19 protein-coding genes and 1 pseudogene are annotated in these 21,364 nt (G+C 73.2%); 5 read left to right on the top strand and 15 right to left on the bottom strand.

Annotated elements, in window-relative coordinates; genetic code table 11:
• Window positions 1-325: 325 nt before the first annotated feature.
• From AB0O09_RS21140 to AB0O09_RS21080, 13 genes and pseudogenes are all read right to left on the bottom strand, one after another.
• Window positions 326-2,845, bottom strand: a complete 2,520-nt coding sequence (locus AB0O09_RS21140) for an ATP-dependent Clp protease ATP-binding subunit (RefSeq protein WP_363543398.1) — start codon at window positions 2,843-2,845, stop codon at window positions 326-328.
• A 657-nt stretch (window positions 2,846-3,502) separates the two neighbouring features.
• A complete protein-coding gene (locus AB0O09_RS21135) occupies window positions 3,503-3,859 on the bottom strand; it encodes an Lsr2 family protein (RefSeq protein WP_344625297.1) in 357 nt (118 codons plus the stop codon).
• 116 nt (window positions 3,860-3,975) lie between these two features.
• Window positions 3,976-4,503 (bottom strand): amino-acid N-acetyltransferase, encoded by a 528-nt coding sequence (locus AB0O09_RS21130; RefSeq protein WP_344625296.1) that lies wholly within the window; start codon window positions 4,501-4,503, stop codon window positions 3,976-3,978.
• A gap of 9 nt (window positions 4,504-4,512) precedes the next feature.
• Complete coding sequence (locus AB0O09_RS21125; protein ID WP_030267802.1) at window positions 4,513-4,941, bottom strand: BlaI/MecI/CopY family transcriptional regulator; 429 nt, start codon at window positions 4,939-4,941, stop codon at window positions 4,513-4,515.
• Between the two features lie 124 nt (window positions 4,942-5,065).
• Complete coding sequence (locus tag AB0O09_RS21120) at window positions 5,066-5,224, bottom strand: hypothetical protein (RefSeq protein ID WP_363543395.1); 159 nt, start codon at window positions 5,222-5,224, stop codon at window positions 5,066-5,068.
• A 4-nt stretch (window positions 5,225-5,228) separates the two neighbouring features.
• Window positions 5,229-6,797, bottom strand: a pseudogene (gene lysX, locus AB0O09_RS21115) (bifunctional lysylphosphatidylglycerol synthetase/lysine--tRNA ligase LysX); the annotation flags it as partial.
• A gap of 104 nt (window positions 6,798-6,901) precedes the next feature.
• Window positions 6,902-7,576 carry a hypothetical protein gene (locus AB0O09_RS21110; RefSeq protein ID WP_363543394.1) on the bottom strand — a complete coding sequence of 225 codons (675 nt, stop codon included), beginning with the start codon at window positions 7,574-7,576 and terminating at the stop codon, window positions 6,902-6,904.
• A gap of 175 nt (window positions 7,577-7,751) precedes the next feature.
• Window positions 7,752-8,537, bottom strand: a complete 786-nt coding sequence (locus AB0O09_RS21105) for a type III pantothenate kinase (RefSeq protein ID WP_344625293.1) — start codon at window positions 8,535-8,537, stop codon at window positions 7,752-7,754.
• A gap of 25 nt (window positions 8,538-8,562) precedes the next feature.
• Window positions 8,563-9,522, bottom strand: coding sequence for a carboxylating nicotinate-nucleotide diphosphorylase (gene nadC / locus AB0O09_RS21100; RefSeq protein WP_363543392.1), 960 nt, complete (start codon window positions 9,520-9,522; stop codon window positions 8,563-8,565).
• A 43-nt stretch (window positions 9,523-9,565) separates the two neighbouring features.
• On the bottom strand, window positions 9,566-11,224 hold the full coding sequence (locus AB0O09_RS21095; protein WP_363543390.1) for an L-aspartate oxidase: 1,659 nt from the start codon (window positions 11,222-11,224) through the stop codon (window positions 9,566-9,568).
• 16 nt (window positions 11,225-11,240) lie between these two features.
• Window positions 11,241-11,690 carry an aspartate 1-decarboxylase gene (gene panD, locus AB0O09_RS21090; protein ID WP_344625290.1) on the bottom strand — a complete coding sequence of 150 codons (450 nt, stop codon included), beginning with the start codon at window positions 11,688-11,690 and terminating at the stop codon, window positions 11,241-11,243.
• A gap of 100 nt (window positions 11,691-11,790) precedes the next feature.
• Window positions 11,791-12,687, bottom strand: a complete 897-nt coding sequence (panC, locus tag AB0O09_RS21085; protein ID WP_363543388.1) for a pantoate--beta-alanine ligase — start codon at window positions 12,685-12,687, stop codon at window positions 11,791-11,793.
• A complete protein-coding gene (locus tag AB0O09_RS21080; protein ID WP_363543386.1) occupies window positions 12,687-13,634 on the bottom strand; it encodes a DUF2520 domain-containing protein in 948 nt (315 codons plus the stop codon). Before AB0O09_RS21080 ends, panC begins: the two co-directional genes overlap by 1 nt.
• A 203-nt stretch (window positions 13,635-13,837) precedes the next feature.
• On the opposite strand from AB0O09_RS21080, the gene AB0O09_RS21075 reads away from it, so the two are divergent.
• Genes AB0O09_RS21075 through AB0O09_RS21065 form a run of 3 tightly spaced genes read left to right on the top strand, consistent with a single transcriptional unit; the run spans window position 13,838 to window position 16,886 of the window.
• Window positions 13,838-16,081 carry an ATP-binding protein gene (locus tag AB0O09_RS21075; RefSeq protein ID WP_363543385.1) on the top strand — a complete coding sequence of 748 codons (2,244 nt, stop codon included), beginning with the start codon at window positions 13,838-13,840 and terminating at the stop codon, window positions 16,079-16,081.
• On the top strand, window positions 16,078-16,521 hold the full coding sequence (locus AB0O09_RS21070) for a roadblock/LC7 domain-containing protein (protein WP_363543383.1): 444 nt from the start codon (window positions 16,078-16,080) through the stop codon (window positions 16,519-16,521). The genes AB0O09_RS21075 and AB0O09_RS21070 overlap by 4 nt, the downstream gene beginning before the upstream one ends.
• On the top strand, window positions 16,518-16,886 hold the full coding sequence (locus AB0O09_RS21065) for a DUF742 domain-containing protein (protein WP_363543381.1): 369 nt from the start codon (window positions 16,518-16,520) through the stop codon (window positions 16,884-16,886). The genes AB0O09_RS21070 and AB0O09_RS21065 overlap by 4 nt, the downstream gene beginning before the upstream one ends.
• Window positions 16,887-16,955: 69 nt before the next feature.
• Here the strand turns inward: AB0O09_RS21065 and AB0O09_RS21060 are convergent, their stop codons facing one another.
• On the bottom strand, window positions 16,956-17,645 hold the full coding sequence (locus AB0O09_RS21060; RefSeq protein ID WP_344625284.1) for a response regulator transcription factor: 690 nt from the start codon (window positions 17,643-17,645) through the stop codon (window positions 16,956-16,958).
• A gap of 49 nt (window positions 17,646-17,694) precedes the next feature.
• Entirely contained in the window at window positions 17,695-18,912 is a 1,218-nt protein-coding gene (locus AB0O09_RS21055; protein ID WP_344625283.1) for a sensor histidine kinase, read from the bottom strand.
• Window positions 18,913-19,042: 130 nt separating this feature from the next.
• Here AB0O09_RS21055 and AB0O09_RS21050 point away from each other — a divergent pair, with 130 nt between their 5' ends.
• Both AB0O09_RS21050 and AB0O09_RS21045 read left to right on the top strand, forming a co-directional pair.
• Window positions 19,043-20,053, top strand: coding sequence for an SAM-dependent methyltransferase (locus tag AB0O09_RS21050; RefSeq protein WP_363543517.1), 1,011 nt, complete (start codon window positions 19,043-19,045; stop codon window positions 20,051-20,053).
• Between the two features lie 2 nt (window positions 20,054-20,055).
• Window positions 20,056-21,219: an NADH-quinone oxidoreductase subunit D gene (locus AB0O09_RS21045; protein WP_363543378.1), complete on the top strand. Its 1,164-nt coding sequence runs from the start codon at window positions 20,056-20,058 to the stop codon at window positions 21,217-21,219.
• Window positions 21,220-21,364 lie beyond the last annotated feature (145 nt).

The raw sequence follows: 21,364 nt of genomic DNA, 5'->3' as shown, positions 1-21,364 counted from the left end.
CTTGCCGGCTCGGCTCTTGGCCCGCCGGCGAACCAATGAAAGACAGGTGGACGACATTTGATCCAAGCCCCGGTCAAAAAGAAAGACCTTGACCATGCATGATCACAACGCTATCCTCCGGCAGCTGTGATCAACTGACGAGCAGTCAAGAGTAAAGCGGGGCCCGCAGTTGGGGCATCCATCGCACCCGCACGAGCGGCACGACGCCCCGCCGGAGGCTCCGGCGGGGCGAAATCACAGGTTATGGATGTCTAAACAGTTTTAAAACTGAAAAGGACTCGGCCCCGACGGAACGTCGGGGCCGAGTCCTTTTACGTACGACCGGTTACTTGGTCAGGTCCGGCCCGGAGGTCGAGACCGCGGCCGCCGGGGTGTCGGCCACCGGCGACTTCTCCTCGCCGCGGAAGGTGAACTTCGCGTCCTTGCCCTCGCCCTCGGTGCCGACGACCACGATGTGGCCGGCGCGCAGCTCGCCGAAGAGGATCTTCTCGGACAGGTGGTCCTCGATCTCGCGCTGGATCGTCCGGCGCAGCGGGCGGGCGCCCAGGATCGGGTCGTAGCCCTTCTTCGCCAGCAGCTTCTTGGCCTCGACGCTGAGTTCGAGACCCATGTCGCGGTCCTTCAGACGCTGGTCCACCTTGGCGATCATGAGGTCGACGATCTGGATGATGTCGTCCTCGGACAGCTGGTGGAAGACGACGATGTCGTCGACGCGGTTCAGGAACTCCGGCCGGAAGTGCTGCTTGAGCTCCTCGCTGACCTTGGCCTTCATCCGCTCGTACCCGCTCTGGGCGTCACCCGTGGCCGCGAAGCCCAGGTTGAAGCCCTTGGAGATGTCCCGGGTGCCGAGGTTGGTGGTCATGATGATGACCGTGTTCTTGAAGTCGACCACGCGGCCCTGGGAGTCGGTCAGGCGGCCGTCCTCCAGGATCTGCAGCAACGAGTTGAAGATGTCCGGGTGGGCCTTCTCCACCTCGTCGAAGAGGACCACGGAGAAGGGCTTGCGGCGCACCTTCTCGGTCAGCTGGCCGCCCTCCTCGTAGCCCACGTAGCCGGGCGGGGAGCCGAACAGCCGGGAGACCGTGTGCTTCTCCGAGAACTCCGACATGTCGAGCGCGATCAGCGCGTCCTCGTCGCCGAAGAGGAACTCCGCCAGCGTCTTGGACAGCTCCGTCTTACCGACACCGGACGGACCGGCGAAGATGAACGAGCCGCCGGGGCGCTTCGGGTCCTTGAGGCCCGCACGGGTGCGCCGGATGGCCTGGGAGAGCGCCTTGATGGCGTCCTTCTGGCCGATGACGCGCTTGTGCAGCTCGTCCTCCATGCGCAGCAGGCGGGAGGACTCCTCCTCGGTCAGCTTGAAGACCGGGATGCCGGTGGCGGTGGCCAGGACCTCGGCGATGAGCTCCTCGTCCACCTCGGCGACGACGTCCATGTCGCCGGCCTTCCACTCCTTCTCCCGCTTGGCCTTCGCGGTGAGCAGCTGCTTCTCGTCGTCGCGCAGCGAGGCGGCCTTCTCGAAGTCCTGCGCGTCGATCGCGCTCTCCTTCTCGCGGCGGACCTCGGCGATCTTCTCGTCGAACTCGCGCAGGTCCGGCGGCGCGGTCATCCGGCGGATGCGCATCCGGGAGCCGGCCTCGTCGATCAGGTCGATCGCCTTGTCCGGCAGGAAGCGGTCCGAGATGTACCGGTCGGCCAGGGTGGCGGCGGCGACCAGGGCGGCGTCGGTGATCGAGACGCGGTGGTGCGCCTCGTACCGGTCGCGCAGGCCCTTGAGGATCTCGATGGTGTGCGGCAGCGACGGCTCGGCGACCTGGATCGGCTGGAAGCGGCGCTCCAGCGCGGCGTCCTTCTCCAGGTGCTTGCGGTACTCGTCGAGCGTGGTGGCACCGATGGTCTGCAGCTCGCCGCGGGCCAGCATCGGCTTGAGGATGCTGGCGGCGTCGATCGCGCCCTCGGCGGCGCCCGCGCCGACCAGGGTGTGCAGCTCGTCGATGAACAGGATGATGTCGCCGCGGGTGCGGATCTCCTTGAGCACCTTCTTCAGGCGCTCCTCGAAGTCACCGCGGTACCGGGAGCCGGCGACCAGGGCGCCGAGGTCCAGGGTGTAGAGCTGCTTGTCCTTGAGGGTCTCCGGGACCTCGCCCTTGACGATCGCCTGGGCCAGGCCCTCGACGACGGCGGTCTTGCCGACGCCGGGCTCGCCGATCAGCACCGGGTTGTTCTTGGTGCGGCGGGACAGCACCTGCATGACCCGCTCGATCTCCTTCTCGCGCCCGATCACCGGGTCGAGCTTGGCCTCGCGGGCGGCCTGCGTCAGGTTGCGGCCGAACTGGTCGAGGACCAGCGAGGTGGAGGGAGTGCCCTCGGCGGGGCCGCCGGCGGCCGCCGACTCCTTGCCGCCGCCGGAGTAGCCGGAGAGCAGCTGGATGACCTGCTGCCGGACCCGGTTCAGATCGGCGCCCAGCTTCACCAGGACCTGGGCGGCGACGCCCTCGCCCTCGCGGATCAGGCCGAGCAGGATGTGCTCGGTGCCGATGTAGTTGTGACCGAGCTGAAGGGCCTCGCGGAGCGACAGCTCCAGGACCTTCTTCGCCCGGGGGGTGAAGGGGATGTGGCCGGACGGGGCCTGCTGCCCCTGGCCGATGATCTCCTCGACCTGCTGCCGGACCGCCTCGAGCGAGATCCCGAGGCTCTCCAGGGCCTTGGCGGCGACACCCTCACCCTCGTGGATCAGACCCAGGAGGATGTGCTCGGTGCCGATGTAGTTGTGGTTGAGCATCCGGGCTTCTTCCTGAGCCAGGACGACAACCCGCCGCGCGCGGTCGGTGAACCTTTCGAACATCGTTTTCGCTCCTCAGAGCGGTCGGCCAGTTCGGGGTCCGTCCCCGCCCTGTCCTTCCGCATGCTAGTCCCGCTCAGCGGCGCGGCCCACGGACAACCCCACTCGCGTGGGGACATCATGCTGCGCGACCAGCCGACACCATTCCCAACCTGATGCTGGGAGACGGTGTTCCCACAGAGGGCCCCGATGCACCTGATGGCCGCTACGCCATCGGCGAACAGAGGCTCCGGCTGAGGGGACGGCCGGCCGCGCGAACTGCCCGGTCGGGGCACTGCGACCCCGCCCACCTGCATTCATACCCGGTCTCGGGGTGAGATTCGCGCTGTTTCCCCGGTGGCGCTGTTCGCCTGGCGAGAAGTCCGGCCCCCGGAGCGCCGGTCGGCGCGGCGGGAATGACGGCGCATCAACGGTCCGGCGCCGGCACCACCGTCCGGCGTCGGCCGATCGGGCCCGGGGGTGCGCCGGTCGGACGCTTCCCGCAGGGCCGTTCCGCTTCCTCCAGCGTTGCACAGCCCGGTGCCGTCCCGCTGCCCGTCATCGGACCGGCCGATCATGCACCTGCCATGACAACGGGCGGACGGCCGCTGCGCGACCCCGGTCGACCGGGCCCGGCCGGCTCCGGGGCGCGCGCCCCGGGCCCGGCCGCACGGCCACCGGTCAGGACGCGTGCGCCTTGTCGTACTTCGCCTTGATGTCGCTCGGCACGCGACCGCGGTCGTTGATCTCCAGGCCCTGCTCCTTGGCCCAGCTGCGGATCTTCGCGGTGTCCGGGCCTGCGGCGGACGAACGGCCCGCGCCGCGACCGGCGCCGCTGCTGCGGCGCGCCCCCGCGATGCGGCCGCTCTGCTTGCGGCCCTTGTCCACGTACGGCGCCAGCAGATCGCGGAGCTTCTCCGCGTTGGCGCTCTTCAGGTCGATCTCGTAGGCAACGCCGTCCAGCGCGAACATCACCGTCTCGTCCGCGGAGCCGCCGTCGAGATCGTCTTCAAGAATGACCTGCACCCTCTGTGCCACGGGCTTCCCTTTCCGAGTAAACGAGCCATTGCCTAGGCAAAGGAAACCGCCTTTTCCCGGAAAACTCAAACCCCTACCCGATCGGGATGCGTCCCGCAAGGCTCACAAGGGCGCGCTCAGAGGCGCAGGAGCATGCGCGAGTTGCCCAGGGTGTTGGGCTTCACCCGCTCCAGGTCCAGGAACTCCGCGACTCCTTCGTCGTACGAGCGCAGGAGTTCTTCATAGACTTCCGTGGCCACGGCCGCCGGGTCTGACGTACGATCGTCGGTTTCCCCGATCTCGACGAAACCGTGTTTCGCGAAGAACGCCACCTCGAACGTCAAGCAGAAAATCCGACGGACGCCGAGCCAACGCGCGGTCTGCAGCAGCTTCTCCAGCAGGAGGTGCCCGAGGCCCAGGCCCTTGCAGGAGGGGTGCACCGCCAGCGTGCGGACCTCCGCCAGGTCCTCCCACATGACGTGCAGCGCACCGCAGGCGACCACCGTGCCGGTGTCGTCGCGCTCGGCCACCCAGAACTCCTGAACGGATTCGAACAGGGTGACCGTGGGCTTGTCGAGCAGAATGCCGTCGCGCGAGTAGGCGTCGATGAGTGCCCGTACTGCCCGCACATCGGTGGTCCGCGCCCGGCGGATGGTGACCTCCATGCCGGGACGTTATCGTGCCGCGCCGCCGCCGGTCTCCCCGGTGCCCCGTTCCGTCCCGGGCCGCGGCGGTTCCGCGGGAAGGACGGCGGCCACCCGCAGGGCGTCCCGCAGCGCCTCGCGCTGCTCCGGCGACATCAGTCCGAAGAAGTGCACCAGCGCCGCCGCCGGATTGTCGCTCGTCGCCCAGGCGTCGTTCATCAGCGCCGCGGTGTAGGCCTCGCGCGAGGAGACCGGCTCATATCGATACGCCCGGCCGACCTGTTCCCGCCGGAGCCAGCCCTTTCTGTACAGCTTGTCGAGCACCGTCATCACGGTGGTGTACGCGATATCGCGTTCCGTCCGCAGATCCTGCAGAACCTCGCGAACCGTGACCGGGCGGTTCCACTGCCAGACCCTGGTCATGATGTCGTTCTCGAGTTCTCCGAGTTGCCGCACCATAGTCCGGCCAGGATAGGAACTGATTCGGACAAAATCGGCGATTCGGCAAGCACACCGGCGCGCCGCCACCCCCTCGGCGGGGGCGGCGGCGCGCCGATGTGCGTGTCTGACGGGCCCGCCGAGGCTATTCCGCGGCGCGAGGGGCCGCGGCGGCCATCGCGTCGGCGGCGGCGTCCTCCTTGGCCTTCTGGGAGCCGCCCTGGCTGCGGATGATCGCCCGCACCAGGAAGCCGAAGCCGATCGCCATGACCAGCGGCGGCACGATCGCGCTGACGTAGTCCATCAGGTCACTCCTCTTCTGCTTCTGCGTCGTCCGCAGCGGCGGCGCCGCTGCTGCTCCTGGTCTCAGGCTTCACCAGCGGGAAGAGCACCGTCTCGCGGATGTTCTTGCCGGTGAGCAGCATGATCAGACGGTCCACGCCGAGGCCGAGGCCGCCGGTGGGCGGCATCGCGTACTCCAGGGCGCGCAGGAAGTCCTCGTCCAGCTGCATCGCCTCGACGTCGCCGCCGGCCGCCAGCAGCGACTGGGCGGTCAGGCGGGCGCGCTGCTCGACGGGGTCGATCAGCTCGGAGTAGGCGGTGCCGATCTCGGTGCCGAAGATCACCAGGTCCCACTTCTCCGCGACGCCGGCGACCGAGCGGTGCTGGCGGGTCAGCGGGGAGACCTCGGTCGGGTAGTCCCGGATGAAGGTCGGCCGGATCGCGTGGTGCTCCAGCAGCCGCTCGATCATCTCCAGGACGATCTGGCCGTGGCCCCACTCCTTCTCCCACGGCACGCCGGCGCCGTCGGCGAGCGCGCGGAGCTCCTCGACGGAGGTCTCCGGGGTGATCTCGGTGCCGAGGCGGGCGGAGATGCCCGGGTACACCGAGACCTCCTCCCACGGCTCGGCCAGGTCGATCTCGTGCTCCTCGCCGTCCGGGCCGAGGCCGCGGACCACGGTGGTGCCGAGGGCGTCCCGGGCGGCGTTGACGACGATCGCGCGGATCAGCTCGGCCTGGGTGTCGTAGTCGCCGTACGCCTCGTACGACTCCAGGGCGGTGAACTCCGGGTTGTGGGTCGCGTCGGCGCCCTCGTTGCGGAAGTTCCGGTTGATCTCGAAGACCTTCTCGGCGCCGCCGACCACCAGGCGCTTGAGGTAGAGCTCGGTCGCGATGCGCAGGTAGAGCTCGATGTCGTACGCGTTGATGTGGGTCTTGAACGGACGCGCGTTGGCGCCGCCGTGGATCGGCTGCAGCATCGGCGTCTCGACCTCGAGGTAGCCGCGGTCCTCGTAGGTGCGGCGGATCGAGCGGATCACCTTGGTGCGCAGCTGGAGCATCTCGCGCGCCTCGGGATTCACGATGAGGTCCACGTACCGCTGGCGGACCCGGGCCTCCGGGTCGGTCAGGCCCTTGTGCTTGTCCGGCAGCGGGCGCAGGCACTTGGCGGTGAGCTCCCACCGGTCGACCATGACGCTCAGCTCGCCGCGGCGGGAGGTGATGACCTCGCCCTCCACGCCGACCTGGTCGCCGAGGTCGATGTCGGACTTCCAGGCCGCCAGCCGCTCCTCGCCCAGCTTGTCCAGCGAGAGCATCACCTGCAGGTCGCCCGAGCCGTCGCGCAGGGTGGCGAAGCAGAGCTTGCCGCCGGTGCGGGCCAGGATGACGCGGCCGGTGATGCCGACCCGCTCGCCGGTCGCGGTGTCCGCGGCCAGGTCGGGGTGCTTGGCACGGAGGTCGGCGATGGTCGTGGTGCGGGGGAAGCCGACCGGGTAGGGGTCGATTCCGGCCGCCCGGAGCCGGTCCAGCTTCTCGCGCCGGATGCGCATCTGCTCGGGGAGGTCGTCGGCCTGGGGCACGGTGGTCTGATCGCTCACCCCACAAGGGTAGCCACCGCCGGGCCGCGCTCCCGCACGGGTTTCGTGCGGCGGCCCCGGAACGCGCGGGGGACGCTCCGGGGCCGCCGCCGAACGGGGGTGCCTCAGCCGGTGCCGGTGGCGAGCTCGGTCTCCTCGTCGTCCGGGGCGGGCGGCTGGGACTGCGGCCTGGACCTGGGGCGGCGGCCGAAGAGCTCGGCGGGGGTGGGCATCCTGCGGGGCTGCGGCTGCTCGCCGGGGGACGGGGGCCTGGGGTTGCTGCTCATCGGGACGCGTCCTCCAAGGGTCGGGGCGGGCAGGGGTTCGCATGCCGGGCTCGGTACGGCCGTCAGATGGCGCTGGCCGGAGACGAACGACAGCCGCTCGCGGACCTCGGCCTCCGCCATCGCGTGGCAGCGGCCGGCCAGCCGGGAGCGCCGGGCGTGCTCGGCGGGGCCGCACGGCTGCCGGGAGAGCGAGCGGAGCGCCGACAGGTCCTCGGGGGTGGGGAGGTAGCCGTCCGACACGGCCTCCTCCAGCCGTTCCAGGTAGCCGCGGGCGCCGCCGGGCAGCGCGGACCGGTAGCGGGCCAGGTCGGCCAGCAGGAAGCTGCGCAGCCGGCCGCCCTCCCGGACGGCCTCGTCGATGGACTCGGTCAGTCGCAGCGCGTCCTGGACGTCCTCCGCCCGCAGCGCGCCGGACGGTCCGGGTAGGTGCAGCCGGTCGTCGGGGAGGGCCGGGTAGAGGGCTTGGGCGAGGGCGCGGCGCAGCACGCGGACTTCGTCGGCGCTGAAAGCCATGCCGCCCCGCGATCCGTGTGGCGTAGGCATGAGGTGACATTACGTGGCGTACGTCCGATTTCGGGCGATTGGCGCCGTAGTTGTCCCGATTGGCGTATCTGCCGCTGATCCGACGTGACGACGGCCGGCCCCGTGGGGCCGACCGTCCGTCAGCAGGCTTTTCGAGAAGGCCCGTTCACGCCTTGTTGCGCTCCCAGACCAGCCGCAGGCCGATCAGGGTGAGCCAGGGCTCGTGCACGTCGACGGTCTCGGCCTCGCCGAGGACCAGCGGGGCCAGGCCGCCGGTGGCGATCACCTGGACGTCGTCCGGGTCCTTGGAGAGCTCCCGGGCCATCCGGTTGACCAGGCCGTCGACCTGCCCGGCGAAGCCGTACAGGATGCCGGACTGCATCCCCTCAACGGTGTTCTTGCCGATGACGTTGCGGGGGCGGGCCAACTCGATCTTGCGCAGCTGCGCACCGCGCAGGCCCAGCGCCTCCACCGAGATCTCGATGCCGGGCGCGATCGCGCCGCCCACGTAGTCGCCGCGGGCGTTCACCGCGTCGAAGGTGGTGGCGGTGCCGAAGTCCACCACGATGCACGGGCCGCCGTAGAGGTGGTTGGCGGCCAGCGCGTTCACGATCCGGTCGGCACCGACCTCCTTGGGGTTGTCCATCAGGACGTGCACCCCGGTCTTCACCCCCGGCTCCACGATCACCGCGGGCACGTCGCCGTAGTAACGGCGCGTCACCTCACGGAGCTCGTGGAGCACGGCGGGCACGGACGAGCAGATCGACAGCCCCGCCACCTTGTCCTCGGCGGACACGATGGGGTGGGCACCCATCAGGCCCTGCATCAGCACCGCCAGCTCGTCCGCGGTGCGCCGCGGGTCGGTGGAGATCCGCCAGTGTTCGACGATGTCCTCACCGTCGAACAGGCCGAGCGTGGTCTGGGTGTTGCCGACGTCGATGGTGAGGAGCACGGGATGGCTTTCTGTTGAGGCGGGGTCAGGCGCGGAGGTCCAGGCCGATGTCGAGGATCGGCGAGGAGTGCGTCAGGGCCCCGACGGCCAGGTAGTCGACACCAGTCTCGGCGACCTCGCGCGCGGTGGCCAGGGTCAGTCCGCCGGACGCCTCCAGCTTCGCCCGGCCGGCCACCAGGGCGACGGCCTCCTTGAGCCGAGGCACGGTGAAGTTGTCGAGCAGGATCAGGTCCGCCCCGGCCTCCAGCACCGGCGCGATCTGCTCCAGGGTGTCCACCTCCACCTCGACGGGGAGGTCCGGGTACGCCGCCCGCACCGCGCGGAACGCCTCCGCGACGCCGCCAGCCGCCACCACGTGGTTGTCCTTCACCAGCGCGGCGTCGGACAGCGCCATCCGGTGGTTGGCGCCGCCGCCGCAGCGGACGGCGAACTTCTCCAGCGCCCGCAGGCCCGGGGTGGTCTTGCGGGTGTCGCGGACGACCGCGCCGGTGCCCTCCAGGGCGTCCGCCCAGGCCCGGGTCGCGGTGGCGATGCCGGACAGGTGGCAGAGCAGGTTCAGCGCGCTGCGCTCGGCGGTCAGCAGGTCGCGGGTGCGGCTGCGCACCGAGAGCAGCACCTGGCCGGCCTCGACCCGGGCGCCGTCCTCGACGTGCCGCTCGACCTCGAACTCCTCCTCGCAGACCAGCGAGACGACGGCCTCGGCCACCCGCAGGCCGGCGACCACGCCGGCCGAGCGGGCGGTGAAGTCGGCGGTGGCGACGGCGTCCGCGGGGACGGTCGCCACCGAGGTGACGTCCTCGCCGCCGGCCAGGTCCTCGCCGAGCGCGAGCATCGCGACGTCCTCGACCTCGACCGGGTCCAGGCCGGCCTCCTCCAGCAGCGCCGCCAGCGCCGGGTCCAGCCCGGTCTCGTACGCCTCGCCCTCGCCGCAGGCGCAGCCGTCGCCGCAGCCGCCGGAGGCGAGCGGAAGTTCGTCGTGGGTCATCGTGGTGCTCCTAGGTGATCGGCCGGGTGCGTCGGGGACGGGGTCACGCCCGGACGCTCGGGTGTCCGTCGGCGTCGAGGGTGGTGACCAGGTGGTGCTGCCAGCGGGCGTCGTCGCGGTCGGGGAAGTCCTCGCGCCAGTGGCAGCCGCGGGTCTCCTCGCGGCGGGCCGCGGCGGCGACCAGTGCGGTGGCGACCAGGTGCAGGTTGGCGGCCTCCCAGGTCTCCACCCGGGGGTCGGCCGGCTTGCCCTCGTCCAGGTAGGCGGAGGCCTCCCGGGCGAGGACGGTGAGGCCCTCCGCGGTGGCGGCCATCGAACGGGCCGAGCGCAGCACGCCGGCCCCGCGGGACATCAGCCGCTGGATCTCGGCGCGCGCCTCGGGGGCGAGCAGCGGCACGATGCCGGCCTCCAGGGCGGCGGCGACGTCGACGGCCCGCTCGGGCAGGTCGCCGGCGGCGTGCCGGGCGGCCAGGTCGGCGGCGATCCGCTCGGCGAAGACCAGGCCCTCCAGCAGGGAGTTGGAGGCGAGCCGGTTGGCGCCGTGCACACCGGTGCAGGCGACCTCGCCGCAGGCGTACAGGCCGGGCACCGTGGTGCGGCCGGCCGGGTCGGTGCGCACGCCGCCGGAGGCGTAGTGGGCGGCGGGGGCGACCGGGATCAGGTCGGTGACCGGGTCGATGCCGTGGGCCCGGCAGGAGGCGAGGATGGTCGGGAAGCGGTGCTCCCACATCTCGGCGCCGAAGTGCCGGCCGTCCAGGTACATGCGGTCGGTGCCGCGCAGCTGCATCTGCCGGGTGATCGCCTTGGCGACGATGTCGCGCGGGGCGAGCTCGGCGAGTTCGTGCTGCCCGAGCATGAAGCGCTCGCCGGAGGCGTCGACCAGGTGCGCGCCCTCGCCGCGGACGGCCTCGGAGACCAGCGGCTGCTGGCCCTCGGCGTCGGCCCCGAGCCAGAGCACGGTCGGGTGGAACTGGACGAACTCCAGGTCGGCAACCTCGGCCCCGGCGCGCAGCGCGAGGGCGACGCCGTCGCCGGTGGAGACCGCCGGGTTGGTGGTCGCGGAGAAGACCTGGCCCATGCCGCCGGTGGCGAGCACCACGGCGCGGGCGCGGATGGCGCCGACGCCGTCCCGCTGGCCCTCGCCCATGACGTGCAGGGTGAGGCCGGCCGCGTGCCCGTCGGCGTCGGTGAGCAGGTCGAGGACGAGCGCGTGCTCGATCAGCTCGATGCCGGGGTCGTCGCGGACGGCGGCGACCAGGGCACGGGATATCTCCGCGCCGGTGGCGTCGCCGCCGGCGTGCGCGATCCGGCGGCGGTGGTGCCCGCCCTCGCGGGTGAGCAGGATCGTGCCGTCCTCGTCCTGGTCGAAGGCGGCTCCGACGGCGATGAGCCGGCGCACGGCGTCCGGGCCCTCGGTGACGAGGGTGCGCACCGCGTCCTCGTCGCACAGGCCGGCGCCGGCGACCAGGGTGTCGTCGAGGTGCTGCTCGGGGGTGTCGCCCTCGCCCAGGGCGGCGGCGATGCCGCCCTGGGCCCAGCGGGTGGAGCCGTCGTCCAGCATCGCCTTGGTGACCACCGTGGCCCGCAGGCCAGCCCGGCGGACGTTGAGCGCGACGGTCAGGCCCGCGACGCCGGAGCCGACCACGACGACGTCGGTGGTCGCGGTCCAGCCCGGGGCGGGGGCGGTCAGGCGGTACGGCATGGCTTCACTGGCTCCTTCAGCGCGCGGCGTCGGCACTCGCGCCGTCCGCATCACGGTACGCCCGGTCGCCGCGGAGCAGGCCACTGCCCTCGGGCGCCTCGGCCGGGTCCCCGCCCATGCCGGTGATCCGGTTGTCCCCGTCGACGAAGACGACCTTGGGCAGGTACGCCTTGGCCTCGGCGGTGTCCATCTGGCCGTACGCGATGAGGATCACGAGGTCGCCCGGGTGCACCAGGCGCGCGGCGGCACCGTTGATGCCGATCACGCCGGAGCCGCGCGGGCCCGCGATGGTGTAGGTCTCCAGGCGGGCGCCGTTGTTGATGTCGACGATGTGGACGAGCTCGCCGGGGAGCAGGTCCGCGGCGTCGAGCAGGTCCTCGTCGACGGTGACGGAGCCGACGTAGTGCAGGTCGGCCTGGGTCACCGTGGCGCGGTGGATCTTGGACTTGAGCATGGTGCGGAGCATCTGGTCACGCCTCCTGGTGGGACCCCCGGCGGGGCCGGGGGAGAGTGCATGCCTACGGGGGGTCGAACGGGGGTCGAGCGGGGTCGAGCAGGGTGGTGCGCTACCGGACGATGACGCCGACGTTGTCGATCAGGCGGGCGGGGCCCACCTTGGCTGCCACGGCCAGCAGGGCCTCGCCGGTGAAGTCGTCCGGCACCTCGGTGAAGGAGTCCGGGTCGATCAGGGCGAGGTAGTCGGGGGTGACACCGTCGGCGCCGTCCAGGACGGCCGCGGCGGCCTCGCGGACCGCCTTCGCGCCCTGCGCGCCCGCGTCGCGGCCGGCGAACAGCGCCCGGGACAGCGCCAGGGCCTGCCCGCGCTCGGTGTCGGAGAGGAAGCGGTTGCGGGAGGAGAGCGCCAGCCCGTCCTCCTCGCGGACGGTCGGGACACCGACGATCTCCACGTCGAAGTCCAGGTCGGCGACCATGCGGCGGACGATCGCCAGCTGCTGGGCGTCCTTCTCGCCGAAGAAGGCGAAGTCCGGGTCGGTGATGTGCAGCAGCTTGGCGACGACGGTCAGCATGCCGTCGAAGTGGCCGGGGCGGGACGCGCCCTCGAAGCCGTCGCCCATCGGCCCGGCGGACAGCCGGACGAGCGGCTCGCCGTTGGGGTACATCTCCTCGACGGTCGGGGCGAAGACCACGTCGGCGCCGGCCTCGCGGGCGACCTCCAGGTCGGCGTCCAGGGTGCGCGGATAGCGGTCCAGGTCCTCGCCGGCGCCGAACTGCAGCGGGTTGACGAAGACCGTCACGGCCACCCGGCCGTCCCGGCCGACCTGGCGGCGGGCCGCCCGGATCAGCGCGGCGTGGCCGGCGTGCAGCGCGCCCATGGTCATCACCACGGCGTTGTCCACCGGCTGGTCGTCGGGCCAGAACGCGGCCTCGAACTCCTCCACCGTGCGGGTGAGCTCGGTGGTGCGGGGGGCCTTCGCCTTCGCCGGCTGCTTGCCGCGTGCCATCAGGGGGTCTCCTCGTCGAGTACGTCCAGCAGCGCAGCCGCCGCCTCTTCCTTGAGCGGTCCGCCGCGGACCGCCCGCTGTGCGGTGGCCCGGGCCATCGCACGGTACGCCTGCCCGATGTCCGGGGACGCCGTCCGCAACTGCTGCAGGTGCCGGCGGAGCGTCCCGGCGTCGCCGCGGGCGACCGGGCCGGTCAGCGCGGCGTCGCCGGAGCGCAGCGCGTTGTCCAGGGCCGCGCCGAGCAGCGGGCCGAGCAACTGCCCCGGCTCGGCGACCCCGGCCCCGCGCAGCAGCTCCATCGCCTGCGCGACCAGGGTGACCAGGTGGTTCGCGCCGTGCGCGAGCGCCGTGTGGTAGAGCGGGCGGACCTCCTCGGGCACCCACTCGGGCTCGCCGCCCATCTCCACGACCAGCGCCTCGGCGACCGGGCGCAGCTCGTCGGGGGCGGTCACCCCGAACGGGCAGCCGGCCAGCCGGGCCAGGTCCACCGAGGTGCCGGTGAAGGTCATCGCCGGGTGCAGCGCCAGCGGCAGCGCGCCGACCCGGGCGGCGGGCTCCAGCACCGCCACGCCGTGCGCGCCGGAGGTGTGCACCACGATCTGGCCCGGACGGATCGCGCCGGTCGCGGCCAGCCCGGCGGCGAGGTCGGCGAGCGCGTCGTCGGGCACCGTCAGCAGCACCAGGTCGGCGGCGGCCAGCACCTGCGGCGGCGTCACCAGCCGCACGCCGGGCAGCAGCGCCTCGGCACGGCGCCGGGAGGCCGCGGACACCCCGGAGGCGGCGACCACCCGGTGCCCGGCCAGCTGCAGCGCGGCGCCCAGCGCCGGGCCGACCCGGCCGGTGCCGACCACGCCGACGGCGAGCCGGGCGGGCCGGTTCTCCGGGTCCAGCGGATCCCCGAAGGGGTCGGTCGGCCCGAGGGCCGGGGCATTGTCGGACGCGCTCACGGCTCGGCCCTCGTCATTGCTTCCCGTTCCAGTCCTGTGCAGGTACCAGACGTACCGCTCCATCGTACGGGGCGGCCGGTGCGCCCCCGCCGCGCGGGGCCGGGCCCCCGGATCTCCACGGAAGCTTCACGACCCTCCCGGCGACCCGAACGCTACGGCCGGGTAACTTGGCGCAGTCCGAGCCCCGGGACACGAGGGAGACCATGCCCAGACGCCTCGGCCTTGCCCGCCCGCACCGACCCCGCACCATCCGTACCCGCATCATCGCGCTGGTGCTGATCCCCGTCGTCGCCCTGGTCGGACTGTGGACCTTCGCCATGGTCTCGATGACCGGCGACCTGCGCGCCCTCGTCCGCCTCAAGGACGCCTACGAGTACTTCGGCAGCCCGGTGGACACCGCCGTCGGCCAGATCCAGATCGAGCGCCGGCTGGCCGCCGAGTACCTGGGCTCCGGCGGCGACCCGGCCGCCCTCGCCGCCTACACCGCGCAGGAGCGGGCCACCGACGAGAAGGTCCGCGCCGTGCGGGCCGCCGCCGAGAACCCCGACCGGCAGGACGAGCTCACCGCCGAACAGCGGGGCACCCTCACCGCGATGATCACCGCCACCGACGGCCTCGCCCCGCTCCGCCAGGCCGTCATCACCCGCGCCCTGAGCTGGGACGCCGCGGTCGAGCGGTACACCGCCGCCGTCGAGCCGTCCTTCGCCGTCGAGTCCGCGCTCACCGCCCTGCAGGCCGGCCGGCTCGCCCGCGAGGCCCAGGTGGTCGTCGAACTCGTCCGGGTGCGCGAGTTCGTCTCCCGCGAGGACGCCCTCGGCTCCGGCGCCCGGGCCGCAGGCTCCTTCACCCCCGCCCAGTTCCGCGCCTTCGCCGCCGTCGTCGAGGACCGCCGGGTCTTCCAGCGCACCTACGTCGCCGCGCTGCCCGCGGACTCCCGGGCCGGCTTCGAGACCTTCGCCGTCGACCCCCGCTACACCGCGCTCACCGCCGCCGAGGACGGCGTCCTGGACGCCGGCGCCGACGCCGCCGGCCGCGCCGTCGACCGCAACGGCTGGCGCACCACCATGGACCCGGTCGTCCACCGCTACATGGAGCTGTGCAAGGACGCCGCGCTCAACTCCGCCGCCCGCGGCCGCGCCTACGCCGGCGACCAGCTGCTGAAGGCCGGCCTCGCCGGCGGCGCCGGCCTGCTCGCCGTGGTGTTCTCCGTCTGGTACTCGGTGCGCACCGGCCGGCGGATCACCCGCCGCCTGACCCGGCTGCGGGTCGCCGCCGACCGGCTGGCCAACCGCCAGCTGCCCGACGTCGTCCGCCGCCTGGCCGCCGGCGAGACCGTCGACGTCGAGCGGGCCGCACCGCGGCTCGCCTTCGCCGCGGGCGAGCACGACGACGAGATCGGCGACCTCGGCCGCGCCCTCAACCACGCCCGCCGCGCCGCCGTCGAGGCCGCCGTCGAACAGGCCCGCCTGCGGGCCGGCATCTCCGGCGTCTTCGTCAACATCGCCCGTCGCAGCCAGGCCCTGATCCACCGCCAGCTCAAACAGCTCGACGCCATGGAACGCCGCGCCACCGACCCCGACGAGCTCGCCGACCTCTTCCGGGTCGACCACCTCGCCACCCGGATGCGCCGCCACGCCGAGGGCCTGATCATCCTCTCCGGCGCCGCCCCCGGCCGGCGCTGGCGCAAGCCCGTCCCGCTGGTCGAGGTGGTCGGCTCCGCGGTCGGCGCCGTCGAGGAGTACGAGCGGGTGGTCGTCCCGCCGATGCCGCAGGTCTTCGTCTCCGGCGCGGCCGTCGGCGACCTCGCCCACCTGGTCGCCGAACTCATCGAGAACGCCACCGCCTTCTCGCCCCCGCACACCCAGGTCACCATGCGGGCCGGCGAGGCCGCCCACGGCTGCGTGCTGGAGATCGACGACCGCGGCCTCGGCATGGACGAGGACGAACTCGCCGCCGCCAACCGCACCCTCGCCGAACCGCAGGAGTTCGACCCCACCCGCACCGAACGGCTCGGTCTCTTCGTCACCGGCCGGCTCGCCCGCCGCCACGGCATCGAGGTGGCGCTGCGCCGCTCCCCGTACGGCGGCACCACCGCCGTGGTGCTGCTGCCGAAGGCCGTCCTCGCGGAGCCGCCCGAGCCCGCGCCGCGGCCCGTCCCGGTGCCCGAGGCGCCGATCGGGGCCGAGCCCGGACCGGTGGCCGAGGCACCCGCCGCGGCCGTGCTGCCGATGCGGCGCGCCCTGCCCACCCGGACCCGCCAGGCGTCCCTGTCGCCCCGGCTGCAGACCCCGCCGCCCGCGGACGACGTCCCCGCCGACCCGCCCGCCGGAGGACCCGAGATCTCGGCCGAGCAGATGGGCGCCGTCTTCGGCGCGTTCCAGCGCGGGCTGGACCGCGGCCGCGGCACCGAGGCCCGCACCCCGCACGACCCGGAGGACGAACGATGAGCACGCCCGAGACCACCGAGCAGGCCGCCGGCGGCCTGGACTGGCTCCTGGAGGACCTGGTCGACCGCACCGAGCACGTCCGCCAGGCCGTGCTGCTCTCCTCCGACGGCCTGCCCACCGCGGCCTCCGCCGGGCTGAGCACCGAGGACGCCGACCACCTCGCCGCCGTCTGCTCCGGCTTCCACAGCCTCGCCCGCGGCGTCGGCAGCCGCTTCGAGGCCGGCTCGGTCCGGCAGACGATGGTGATGCTGGAGGACGCCTTCCTCTTCGTCTCCCCGGCCGGCGAGGGCAGCTGCCTGGCCGTGCTCTGCGGGCCGCAGGCGGACGTCGGCCAGATCGCGTACGAGATGCAGATGCTCGTCCGCCGGGTCGGCCGCCACCTGTCCACCCCCGCCCGGGCCGGCGCCGAGCCGGCCGCCGGCCAAGGGGCGGCCACATGAGCGGGCACTGGTACGACGACGAGGCCGGCCCGATGGTCCGGCCGTTCACCCTGACCGGCGGGCGCACCCGCTCCGCCGAGGGCGAGCGCTACGACCTGCTGGCCGCGGTCTCGGCGGTGCCGGACGCCGAACCGGCCGGCCACCTGGACCACGCCCGCAGCGCCCTGCTGGACCGGATCCGGGACCGCCCCTGCCCGCTGGCCGAACTGGCCGCCGACGCCGACCTGCCGATCGGGGCCCTGCGGGTGCTGCTCGGCGACCTCGTCCAGGCCGGACTCGTCCGGGTCGGCCAGGGCGCCGCCGAGGCCGGCCGCCCGGACGTCCGCCTGCTCCGCGAGGTGATCCAGGGCTTGCGGCGGCTCTGACCGGGGACACCCGAGGGGGCGCCGGGGCCACCCGCCGGGGGCGGCCCCGCGCCGTGGTACGAACCCCGGTCAGTCCGTGGCGCCGGCGCGGACCAGGCCGTTCTCGTAGGCCAGCACCACGGCCTGGACGCGGTCGCGCAGGCCGAGCTTGGCCAGGATCCGGCCGACGTGGGTCTTCACGGTGGCCTCCGACAGGGTCAGCCGGGCGGCGATCTCGCCGTTCGACAGGCCCTGCGCCACCAGCAGGAACACCTCCCGCTCGCGGTCGGTGAGCGGCTCCAGCACCGGCGAACCGGGCGCCGTCGACGGCGTCGGCAGCACCTGCGCGAAGCGGTCGATCATGCGGCGGGTGGTGGTCGGCGCGACCACCGCGTCACCGCCGTGCACCGCGCGGATCGCCGCGACCAGCTCCGTCGGCGGGACGTCCTTCAGCAGGAAGCCGCTCGCCCCGGCCTTCAGCGCGGCGAAGGCGTACTCGTCCAGGTCGAAGGTGGTCAGGATGAGCACGTGCGGCGCCCCCGGCAGCGGCGCGCCGGACTCGTCCAGGCAGATCCGCCGGGTGGCCTGCACGCCGTCCAGCCGCGGCATGCGGACGTCCATCAGCACCACGTCGACCTCCGTCCCGGCGAGCAGCTCCAGCGCCTGCGCGCCGTCGCCCGCCTCGGCGGCGATCTCGATGTCGCCCTGCGACTGCAGGACCATCCGGAAGCCCGTACGCAGCAGCTCCTGGTCGTCCACGAGCATCACGCGGATGGTCACGGTCGGTTCTCCTTCACCTGGGGTTCACCTGAGCGGCCGGCCCCCGGACTCAGCCGGCGGCCTTGAGGGGGAGGACGGCCCGGATCCGGAAGCCGCCGCCCGGCCGCGGGCCGATGTCGAGGCTGCCGCTCACCATGCCGACCCGTTCGCGCATGCCGATCAGACCATGGCCGGGCCCGTCGCCACCACCGTCCATCTGCTCGGCGGTGCTGCCGCGGCCGTCGTCCTCGACCAGCACCTCCAGGTCGCGGTCGCCGAAGTCCACCGCGACCCGGGCCCGGGCGCCCGGACCGCCGTGCTTGCGCACGTTGGTCAGCGCCTCCTGGACGATCCGGTACACCGTCAGCTCCAGGCCGCGCGGCAGCTCCCGCGGCTCGCCCGAGGTGGCGAAGTCCACCGGCAGGCCGGCCGTGCGGACCTGCTCCAGCAGCTCCGGCAGCTCCTCCACGCCGGGCTGCGGGACGTACTCCTCGGCCGTCTCCGACGTCCGCAGCACGCCGAGCAGCCGGCGCATCTCCACCAGCGCCTGGCGGCCGGTCGCGGCGATCGTGCCCAGCGCCTCCTTCGCCTGCTGCGGCGAGTTGTCCAGCACGTAGGCGGCGCCGTCGGCCTGAACGATCATCACCGAGACGTTGTGCGCGACCACGTCGTGCAGCTCCCGGGCGATCCGGGCGCGCTCGGCGGCCACCGCCACCTTCGCCTGCGCGTCCCGCTCGCGCTCCAGCCGGGCCGCCCGGTCCTCCAGCTCGACCAGGTAGGCCCCGCGGACTCGGGTCAGCCGGCCCCACGCCCAGCAGAGCACGAACGGCGTCGACATCAGCACCGCCACGAACACCAGCTGCCAGGTGCTCGGCCCCGGCGGCGGCGACGGGTCGTCCGGCACCGGGTCGCCGCTGTTGTCGAACCGCCACAGCGTCAGCGGGCCGGCCACCAGACCCACCGCGAGCACCAGCCGGGACGCCCACCGCGAGCCGAAGGCCGCCCCCGTGTACGCGAACACCAGGTAGCCGATGGCCGAGGCGCCCGGAGTCACGTCCAGCACGAGCTGGCCCAGCCCGAGCGCGGTGCCCCCGGCCGCGGCCAGGTCCGGGTACCGGCGCCGGACCACCATCAGCGCGGCGATCGCCAGCGAGAAGGCCAGACCGCCGTAGAGCTGCAGGTCCGACTCCGAGAAGTCGGACAGCACGCCGAGCAGGAGGACCACCAGCGCCCAGGCGGAGTCGACCACCATCGGGTGACGGCGGAGCCAGGCGTTGAGTCGATGCACGCTCCAAGCCTAGGCAGTCGCACACCGCCCCCAGGTCCGCCGCGAGGGCGATCCGCCATCCGCCGCAGGGTGGAGACGGCCCCCGCCGGGACACCCCCGCCGACCGGTAGCGTCGACCCACGTGACCTGGATGCGGTGGCGGCCCGCCATGGAAGAGGCGCTGTACGGCGCGGACGGCTTCTACCGGGGCCCGGAGGGACCGGCCGGGCACTTCCGCACCTCCGTGCACGCCTCGCCGCTGTTCGCCGGAGCCGTCGCCCGGCTGCTCGCCGAGACCGACGAGGCCCTCGGCCGCCCGGACGAGCTCGCCCTGGTCGACGTGGGCGCCGGCCGCGGCGAACTCGTCACCGGAGTCCTCGCCGCCCTCGACCCCGAGCTCGCCGCCCGGGTCCGTCCCCACGCCGTCGAACTCGCCGCCCGCCCGGCCGGCCTGCCCCCGTCCGTGGTGTGGACGGACACCCTGCCGACCGGGCTGACCGGGCTGCTCTTCGCCAACGAGTGGCTCGACAACGTGCCGCTCGACCTCGCCGAACCCGACGAGGACGGCGTGCTGCGCTACGTCGAGGTCGGGCCCGACGGCGAGGAACGCCCCGGCGGCCCGCTGGACGCCGCCGACGCCGCCTGGGCCGCCCGCTGGTGGCCGGACGGCGACCGGATCGAACTCGGCCGCACCCGCGACGAGGCCTGGGCCTCGGCCGTCGCCGCCCTCGACCGCGGCCTCGCCGTCGCCGTCGACTACGCCCACACCGCCGCCGACCGGCCGCCGTTCGGCACCCTCGCCGGATTCCGCGGGGGCCGCGAGGTCCGGCCCGTGCCCGACGGCGGCTGCGACGTCACCGCGCACGTCGCCCTGGACTCGGCCGCATCGGCCGCATCGGCCGCCCCGGCCGTCCACAGCCTGTGGACGACGCAGCGGAGCGCACTGCGCGCCCTCGGCGTGCACGGCGGACGGCCGCCGCTCGCCCTCGCCTCCACCGACCCGGCCGGCTACCTGCGGGCCCTCGGCGGGGCCAGCGAGGCCGCCGAACTGACCGACCCGGCCGGCCTCGGCGGCTTCGGCTGGCTGGCCCAGGCCGTCCGCATGCCGGTACCGCGGAGCCTGGAGGGACTCCCCGCACCCGCGGGGTGGCAGACTCTGTAGCCATGAGGGAGACCACGGTCGGCATCGGCGCGGGTGCGCAGCAGCTCACGGGCGAGCTGGGCACCAGCGACATGGTGCTCAACATCGGCCCGCAGCACCCGTCCACGCACGGCGTGCTCCGGCTGAAGCTGGTGCTGGACGGCGAGCGGATCGTCACCGCGGAGCCGGTCATCGGCTACATGCACCGCGGCGCCGAGAAGCTCTTCGAGGCCCGCGACTACCGCCAGATCATCATGCTGGCGAACCGGCACGACTGGCTCTCCGCCTTCTCCAACGAACTCGGCGTCGTCCTCGCCGTCGAGCGGATGCTCGGCATGGAGGTCCCCGAGCGGGCGGTGTGGATCCGCACCCTGCTCGCCGAGCTCAACCGGGTGCTCAACCACCTGATGTTCCTCGGCTCCTACCCGCTGGAGCTCGGCGGCATCACCCCGATCTTCCACGCCTTCCACGGCCGCGAGGAGCTCCAGCACGTCCTGGAGGAGGCCTCCGGCGGGCGCATGCACTACATGTTCAACCGGGTCGGCGGCCTCAAGGAGGACCTCCCGGCCGGCTGGCTCGGCCGCGTCCGGCAGGCCGTCGCCGCCGTCCGGGGGCAGCTCCCGGTCTACGAGGACCTCGTCCTCGGCAACGAGATCTTCCGCGGCCGCACCGCCGGGGTCGGCACCCTCACCCGCGAGCAGGTGCACGCCTACGGCGTCAGCGGCCCGATCGCCCGGGCCAGCGGGGTCGACTTCGACCTCCGCCGCGACGAGCCCTACCTCGCGTACGGGGAGCTCGCCGACCTGCTGACCGTCGTCGTGCGGGAGGAGGGCGACTGCCTGGCCCGCTTCGAGTGCCTGCTGGAGCAGACCGCCAACTCGCTCGACCTCGCCGACGCCTGCCTCGACCGGCTCGCCGGGCTCGCCCCGGGGCCGGTCAACCTGCGGCTGCCCAAGGTCCTCAAGGCGCCGGAGGGCACCACCTACGCCTGGACCGAGAACCCGCTCGGCATCAACGGCTACTACCTGGTGTCCCGCGGCGACAAGACGCCCTGGCGGCTCAAGCTCCGTTCCGCCTCGTACAACAACATCCAGGCCCTCACCGAACTCCTGCCGGGCACCCTGGTCGCCGACATGGTCGCCATCCTCGGCTCGATGTTCTTCGTCGTCGGCGACATCGACAAGTAGGGAACCCGCCCGGCAGGTGCTCCCACGCGCCCCCGTGGGTGCACCACCCGGCCTAGTGCCGCGTCAGGCGACCTTCGCCCCGTCTCGACGCCCGGCACGCACTCTCGCCGCACCGGACGGAAGTCCGAGTACGTCCAGTACGAGG

Origin of the sequence: Kitasatospora sp. NPDC093679 (assembly GCF_040683455.1) — a bacterium.
Lineage (GTDB): Bacteria > Actinomycetota > Actinomycetes > Streptomycetales > Streptomycetaceae > Kitasatospora > Kitasatospora arboriphila.
Note: the sequence above shows the minus strand (reverse complement) of the source record. Positions and strands in the feature narration are given on the sequence as shown.

Bases quoted from the DNA above. Each gene is read 5' to 3' on its own strand.
- AB0O09_RS21065 (WP_363543381.1), top strand. From the start codon at position 16,518: ATGAGCGGGCACTGGTACGACGACGAGGCCGGCCCGATGGTCCGGCCG.
- AB0O09_RS21075 (WP_363543385.1), top strand. From the start codon at position 13,838: ATGCCCAGACGCCTCGGCCTTGCCCGCCCGCACCGACCCCGCACCATC.
- AB0O09_RS21125 (WP_030267802.1), bottom strand. From the start codon at position 4,941: ATGGTGCGGCAACTCGGAGAACTCGAGAACGACATCATGACCAGGGTC.
- AB0O09_RS21140 (WP_363543398.1), bottom strand. From the start codon at position 2,845: ATGTTCGAAAGGTTCACCGACCGCGCGCGGCGGGTTGTCGTCCTGGCT.
- AB0O09_RS21070 (WP_363543383.1), top strand. From the start codon at position 16,078: ATGAGCACGCCCGAGACCACCGAGCAGGCCGCCGGCGGCCTGGACTGG.
- AB0O09_RS21095 (WP_363543390.1), bottom strand. From the start codon at position 11,224: ATGCCGTACCGCCTGACCGCCCCCGCCCCGGGCTGGACCGCGACCACC.
- AB0O09_RS21050 (WP_363543517.1), top strand. From the start codon at position 19,043: ATGCGGTGGCGGCCCGCCATGGAAGAGGCGCTGTACGGCGCGGACGGC.
- nadC (WP_363543392.1), bottom strand. From the start codon at position 9,522: ATGACCCACGACGAACTTCCGCTCGCCTCCGGCGGCTGCGGCGACGGC.
- panC (WP_363543388.1), bottom strand. From the start codon at position 12,687: ATGGCACGCGGCAAGCAGCCGGCGAAGGCGAAGGCCCCCCGCACCACC.
- AB0O09_RS21120 (WP_363543395.1), bottom strand. From the start codon at position 5,224: ATGGACTACGTCAGCGCGATCGTGCCGCCGCTGGTCATGGCGATCGGC.
- panD (WP_344625290.1), bottom strand. From the start codon at position 11,690: ATGCTCCGCACCATGCTCAAGTCCAAGATCCACCGCGCCACGGTGACC.
- AB0O09_RS21130 (WP_344625296.1), bottom strand. From the start codon at position 4,503: ATGGAGGTCACCATCCGCCGGGCGCGGACCACCGATGTGCGGGCAGTA.
- AB0O09_RS21110 (WP_363543394.1), bottom strand. From the start codon at position 7,576: ATGGCTTTCAGCGCCGACGAAGTCCGCGTGCTGCGCCGCGCCCTCGCC.
- AB0O09_RS21045 (WP_363543378.1), top strand. From the start codon at position 20,056: ATGAGGGAGACCACGGTCGGCATCGGCGCGGGTGCGCAGCAGCTCACG.